The 5,780-nt window shown below is 61.1% G+C and carries 5 protein-coding genes; 2 read left to right on the plus strand and 3 right to left on the minus strand.

Annotated elements, in window-relative coordinates:
- Nucleotides 1–340 precede the first annotated feature (340 nt).
- Both rbr and QZZ60_RS10165 read right to left on the minus strand, forming a co-directional pair.
- On the minus strand, nt 341–904 hold the full coding sequence (gene rbr / locus QZZ60_RS10160) for a rubrerythrin (protein ID WP_295641086.1): 564 nt from the start codon (nt 902–904) through the stop codon (nt 341–343).
- A 34-nt stretch (nt 905–938) separates the two neighbouring features.
- On the minus strand, nt 939–1,376 hold the full coding sequence (locus tag QZZ60_RS10165; protein ID WP_295641088.1) for a Fur family transcriptional regulator: 438 nt from the start codon (nt 1,374–1,376) through the stop codon (nt 939–941).
- A 366-nt stretch (nt 1,377–1,742) separates the two neighbouring features.
- Here QZZ60_RS10165 and QZZ60_RS10170 point away from each other — a divergent pair, with 366 nt between their 5' ends.
- Together QZZ60_RS10170 and QZZ60_RS10175 are read left to right on the plus strand one after the other, a co-directional pair.
- Nucleotides 1,743–2,732 (plus strand): hydrogenase small subunit, encoded by a 990-nt coding sequence (locus tag QZZ60_RS10170; protein ID WP_295641090.1) that lies wholly within the window; start codon nt 1,743–1,745, stop codon nt 2,730–2,732.
- Nucleotides 2,733–2,786: 54 nt separating this feature from the next.
- Entirely contained in the window at nt 2,787–4,208 is a 1,422-nt protein-coding gene (locus QZZ60_RS10175) for a nickel-dependent hydrogenase large subunit (protein ID WP_295641092.1), read from the plus strand.
- A gap of 313 nt (nt 4,209–4,521) precedes the next feature.
- Here QZZ60_RS10175 and QZZ60_RS10180 read toward each other — a convergent pair whose 3' ends face one another.
- On the minus strand, nt 4,522–5,697 hold the full coding sequence (locus QZZ60_RS10180; protein ID WP_295641093.1) for a multidrug effflux MFS transporter: 1,176 nt from the start codon (nt 5,695–5,697) through the stop codon (nt 4,522–4,524).
- Nucleotides 5,698–5,780: the final 83 nt, after the last annotated feature.

The raw sequence follows: 5,780 nt of genomic DNA on the forward strand, positions 1-5,780 counted from the left end.
CGCGGTCTTCGTCCTTCCATGCGCTCCCCGCTGAAATAAAAAAAGAAGGGACTGGCTTTGCGACACGACTGAACGCGAACGCCGTCATCATGAAAAAAATCCCCCTGCATCCGAAGAAACAGGGGGATGAGGGTCTCCCTCCGAGCCCTGCCTGAGACGGCATTCCGCTTCCGTCTCAAAAAGGCTCAGGGGCAGACAGCCGAGGAAAACCGGTCGGAACACGACCCGGGCGTCGGAACGACGTCAAAGCCTTGCCGCAGGATGGGAGGACATCCCGAAAGCCGGACGGGAAACCTGCTCTTTTTCCCGTCGACCGGCATGCGTTCCGCGCCGCGGCTCCTTACAGAGCCTGGAAGTATTCGCGAGGATGAGCGCAGGCCGGGCAGGATTCGGGAGCCTCAAGGCCTTCATGCACATAACCGCAGTTCTGGCAGCGCCACACGCGGGGCTTGTCGGACTTGAACACGGTGCCGGCCTCGATGGCGGCGGCAAAGGCGAGGAAACGCGCTTCGTGATGCTTTTCCGCCACGGCGATGTTGCGCATGACGGCGGCAATGGCGGGGAAGCCTTCGGCGTCGGCCACGTCGGCAAAGGAGGGATACATGTCGGAATATTCCTCGTTTTCACCGGCGGCTGCGGCCTTCAGATTGTCGAGCGTGCTGCCGATGACGCCGGCGGGATAGCTGGCCGTAATCTCCACGGTGCCGCCTTCAAGGAACTTGAACAGACGCTTGGCGTGTTCCTTTTCCTGATTGGCGATTTCTTCAAAGGCCTTCTGCATTTCCACATAGCCGTCCTTCTTGGCCTGGGAGGCGAAGTAGGTGTAGCGGTTGCGGGCCTGGGACTCACCGGCAAAGGCGGTAAGAATGTTCTTCTCGGTCTGGGTACCCTTCAAAGATTTCATGAGAGATTCTCCTGAGATGGGCAGAGGGGGTTTGTCAGCAGGCGCGCCTCTGGTTCGCTTCCTGCATGGCGTCCGCCGCGGCGGCAGACTTTCGCTCGCATTCTTCACAAATACCGTCGTATTCCACCCTCACGGTGGTTATCCTGAAACCGGGAACGCGAAGGGAACCGATGCCCGGCTCGTCCTTCCCGTCCGTGAACACGTCGGCCACGCGCCCGCATACATGGCAGCGCACGTGGCGATGAGGCTCCACGCGTCCGTCAAAACGACGCATATTGCCGGCGGAGTCTATTTTCAGCACTTCGCCCATTTCAGCCAGAAGATCGAGATTCCGATACACCGTTCCCAGGCTGATATGCGGCATGCGGGCCTTGACTATGGTATACAGCTCATCGACCGTGGGATGAGTGCCCACCTTGCGCAGTTCCTCAAGAATGATTCGACGCTGGTTCGTCATCCTTGTCTTGGACATGTTTGCTCCTCAAAATCACTGGTTATTTTTGAATAACAATAATGAGAACGATTGTCAATAAGATAAAAGAGACATAATTTCAAAAACCTGCGTCACCACCGTCCGAAAGCGAGGTCTTCAGCCGCCTTCGTATGCCGAACGCTTCTCATGCGGTGGACCGTTCCGGCAAAGATAAAAGCTCGGGAGAGCCTTTCTTCCCCTTTTCCCTGTAAAACGTTCAGAGACGGCCGCTTCACCTTCCCGTCCCGCGGAGACGGGACTCGAAGGCCGTGCTCCTCCCTGCCCTGGAAAATCATGGCCGTATCACGACGAGTGCGTCAGGCTCCTTCATGACGACGGCCGGAACTTTTTGCGGGAGGAATCTTCATGAACAACGGCAGATCCGACACCAGAACGCCTGTTTCCAGACGCAGCTTTCTTCAGTCCGCCCTCATGGCCGCAGCGCTCGGCGGAGTTTCCGGAGGCTTTTCGCCGTGCGTGGAAAAGGCGCTGGCCGAAACGCTTACGGCCGTGCGGCCGCCGGTGTTCTGGCTTCAGGGCATGGGCTGCACCGGCTGTTCCGTCTCCATTCTGAACAGCCTGCATCCGCGCATCGCGGACGTGCTGCTTCATGTCATACGCATGGACTTTCATCCCACGCTCATGGCCGACGAAGGCGAAGGAGCCATGGAATTCATGCTCCGCTCGGCCGAAGAAAACGACGGCGGCTTCGTGCTCGTTCAGGAAGGCGCCGTATCGGAAGAGAAAGACGGACGCTTCTGCGTCATAGGCGAAGCCGGACATGAGGAATTTTCCCTTTCCTCCACGCTGGAGAGCATAGCGCCCCACGCGGCCGTGGTGCTCGCGGTGGGCAGCTGCGCCGCCTACGGGGGCGTGAGCGCCGCCCGCGGGGCGGTGACGGGGGCCATGGGCGTACAGGAGTTCTTCCGCCGCAAACGCATCGCCACGCCCGTGGTCAACGTTCCAGGATGCCCTCCTCATCCCGACTGGATGGTGGGCACCATTCTCGTTCTGCTGGACGCCGTGGAACGCAAGGGGCTTGCCGAAGGCGTGAAGGAAGTTGCCGCAGGACTCGACGAGTGGGGACGCCCCCGCGTGTTCTACGGCAGCACCACGCACGAAAACTGTCCCTATCTCTACCTGTTCGACGAAGGGACCATGGCAAGGAGTCTCACGGACAAGGCCGGATGCCGATACGGCATAGGCTGCAAGGGCCCCGGAGCCTGGTGCGACTCTCCTTTGCGCCGCTGGAACGGCCGCGTGAACTGGTGCGTGGAAAACGCCCTGTGCATAGGCTGCGTGCAACCGGACTTCCCCGACGGTCAGTCCCCCTTCTATCAGAAGAATCTCTGGTAGCCCACGTTCAACCGCCCTGTACCGTCGGACAGGACAAGCTGCAAGGGAGAAAACATGGCCGTTTCCATAGCCATCGATCCCATCACTCGCATTGAAGGCCATCTCAAGGCCAGACTGGAAGTGTCGGACGGCGTCGTTCAGGATGCCTGGCTCACCGGCGGCATGTTCCGGGGCTTTGAAACCATACTTCTCGGCCGCGATCCCATGGATGCCCCGCAGATCGTACAACGCATCTGCGGCGTCTGTCCCGTTTCCCACGCCCTTGCCTCGTGCATGGCGCTGGAAGACGCGGCAAAACTCTCGCCGCCGCGCGAAGGCAGGCTGCTCAGGAATCTCATGCAGGGCGCCAACTTTCTGCAGTCGCACATTCTCAGCTTCTACCAGCTTTCCAGTCAGGACTTCTTTCAGGGACCGGCCATGCCGCCCTTCTCTCCCCGGCAGAAGCATCCCGACCTCCGCCTCGGCGAAGCCGCCACGCGCATGATGCTCGATCAGTATCTGGAATCGCTGGACATCCGCGCCCTTTGCCATGAAATGGCGGCCATATTCGGCGGACGCATGCCGCACGTGCACGGCATCGTTCCCGGAGGCACGTCGGCCCCGGCGTCATCCGGGCAGATACAAGAATTCCGCTCACGCCTCAAGACCGTGCGGGAATTCGTGGAAAAACGCTACGTGCCGCTTCTGTACCTGCTCTCGGAAACCTATGACGACCTTGCCCATACGGGCAGAGGCTGGGCCACGGCCATGTGCATGGGCGTGTTTCCCCACCCGGACACGGGAGAATACTCCATACGTGCAGGCGTGTGGGCGGGAGGAAAGGAAATGCCCTTCGATCCGGGCAAGGTCATGGAAAACGTACGCTATTCCTGGTTTACGGAAGAATCCGGCGGCAGTCCCTTCAGCGCGCCGCCGCTGGCCGTGGATCTCGACAAGGCGGGAGCGTACAGCTTTTCCAAGGCCGCACGCTACGACGGCATGCCCATGGAGGTAGGGCCGCACGCCAGAATGTGGATAGGCGACATGGAGCTTTCGCCCATGGGCCGGGAACTTGCGCCGAAGCATCTCGGCATCAGGGCGCGCACGTTCAGGGAGCTCGGGGAAGACTTCGTCTTCTCCATCATGGGCCGCCATCTGGCGCGGGCTGAAGAAACATGGCTTGTGGCAAAGGCCATGGAAGGCTGGCTTGACGACCTCGTGCCCGGCGCGGATCCGCTCCTGCCGATGCCGAAGATATGGAACGGCGAGGGCTACAGTCTTACAGAAGCCCCGCGCGGATCCCTCATGCACTGTCTGCGCGTGGAAAACGGTCGTCTGAGCTTTTATCAGGTGCTGCCCGCCACGCTGTGGAACGCCTCGCCCCGCGACGACGCAGGACTGCGCGGCCCCATGGAAGAGGCTCTCGTAGGACTTCCCGTGCCGGAAGAGGACAGCCCGGTCAACGCCGGACGTCTGGTACGCGCCTTCGACCCGTGACTGGGATGCGCCGTGCATGTCATGCACGCCAGGAACCGGACCTTTGAGGGCGACGTCCGATAACGCCTCCGTCAGGCCTTCCGATACGGCCGCACACGCGGAAACGCCGTCTCTTCGGGATGCCGCCCGACCACTGTCGCCAAGCCGCCTCCCAGTTATGCGCAACTGCTGAATCATCCTGTCGGTCACCGACAATTTCGACAACGAAGGGGCGATCTTCCAAGGAAGACCGCCCCTTCTTCATGGTTCACGACATCCGGCTCGCGCACACTCGCTCACGGCAGGGCGAACGCGCCGGAAAGTCATGCGCGCATCACGCGGAACGCCTTGCCGCACGCCGTGTCCTTGCAGCCATGCGGAAAAACAGAAGCACGAGCAGACCGGAGGTCACGGCCACGACGGCCATGGGCAGCGACGTGCCCGCGCCGCCGAGCCCCACGAGAGGCGAAGCCGCCGCACCGAACACGAAGGAAGTCACCCCGAGCAGGCCGGAGGCGCTTCCCGCCCCCTCGGTCTGAGCGGCAATGGCCAGCGAGAAGCTCGTGGTCGTGGTGATGCCTATGCACGACACGAAGAGAAAGAGCGAGCCTATCATGAACGGCACGGGAAGATGAAGCACGCTCACCGCAACGGTGCACAGGGAAGCAATGAGGGAAAGGGCTGCGCCCGCACCGAGCACGGTTCTGTCGCCGTAGGCCATGCAGACTCTGCCCGTTATCTGGGCAAAAAGCATGATGCCGAGGCCGTTCAGACCGAAGCACAGCGCATACTGCTGGGCGGAAAGCCCGTAGAGGTTCTGCAGGACGAAGGGCGAGGCGGAAATGTAGCCGAAAAAGCCCGCCATGACAAAGCCCTGAATGAGCATGTAGCAAAGAAAGGTGCGATTCCCGAACAGGCGCAGCATGGCCCGTACGGACTGCCCCATGCCGCCCTGAATGCGCCTGTCGGCGGGCAGCGTTTCCGGACATCCGAAAAGCACCAGGGAAAACTGCGCCACGCCGCAGACCGCAAGGAAGATGAATATGCCTCCCCAGCTGGAAAAACGCAGAATCTGCCCGCCGATGACCGGGCCGAAAATGGGGGCCACGCCGTTGATGAGCATGAGCAGGGAAAAGAACTTCGTAAGTTCCGTTCCGCGGAACAGATCGCAGGCTATGGCGCGGGAAAGCACCACGCCGCCGCTGCCCGCAAGCCCCTGAATGAATCGCAGCGCGACGAGTCCGCTCACGCTCGACGCGCGGGAACACAGAAACGACGCAACGATGAACACCGCAAGAGAGACAAGCAGAGGCATCTTGCGCCCTCTCGCGTCGCTGAGAGGGCCGAGCACTATCTGTCCGAGAGACAGACCCAGCAGACAGGCCGTTATGCTGAGCTGCATCTGCGAAGGCGCGCTGCCGAGTTCCGCCGCCATGTCAGGTAGGGCGGGAAGATAAAAATCCGTGCAGAGCGGGCCCATGGCGGCAAGAAAACCGAGGATGGACGCCATGAAAAAACGGGCGCCGGCACTTTTAAAAGGTGAAACAGACATGAAAACTCCGTGGGACGAAGGAACCGATTATGGCTCGGCAC

It is taken from the genome of uncultured Mailhella sp., from assembly GCF_905187505.1.
In the GTDB taxonomy this organism is placed as follows: Bacteria; Desulfobacterota; Desulfovibrionia; order Desulfovibrionales; family Desulfovibrionaceae; genus Mailhella.

Bases quoted from the DNA above. Each gene is read 5' to 3' on its own strand.
- QZZ60_RS10165 (WP_295641088.1), bottom strand. From the start codon at position 1,376: ATGTCCAAGACAAGGATGACGAACCAGCGTCGAATCATTCTTGAGGAA.
- QZZ60_RS10175 (WP_295641092.1), top strand. From the start codon at position 2,787: ATGGCCGTTTCCATAGCCATCGATCCCATCACTCGCATTGAAGGCCAT.
- QZZ60_RS10180 (WP_295641093.1), bottom strand. From the start codon at position 5,697: ATGGCGTCCATCCTCGGTTTTCTTGCCGCCATGGGCCCGCTCTGCACG.
- QZZ60_RS10170 (WP_295641090.1), top strand. From the start codon at position 1,743: ATGAACAACGGCAGATCCGACACCAGAACGCCTGTTTCCAGACGCAGC.
- rbr (WP_295641086.1), bottom strand. From the start codon at position 904: ATGAAATCTTTGAAGGGTACCCAGACCGAGAAGAACATTCTTACCGCC.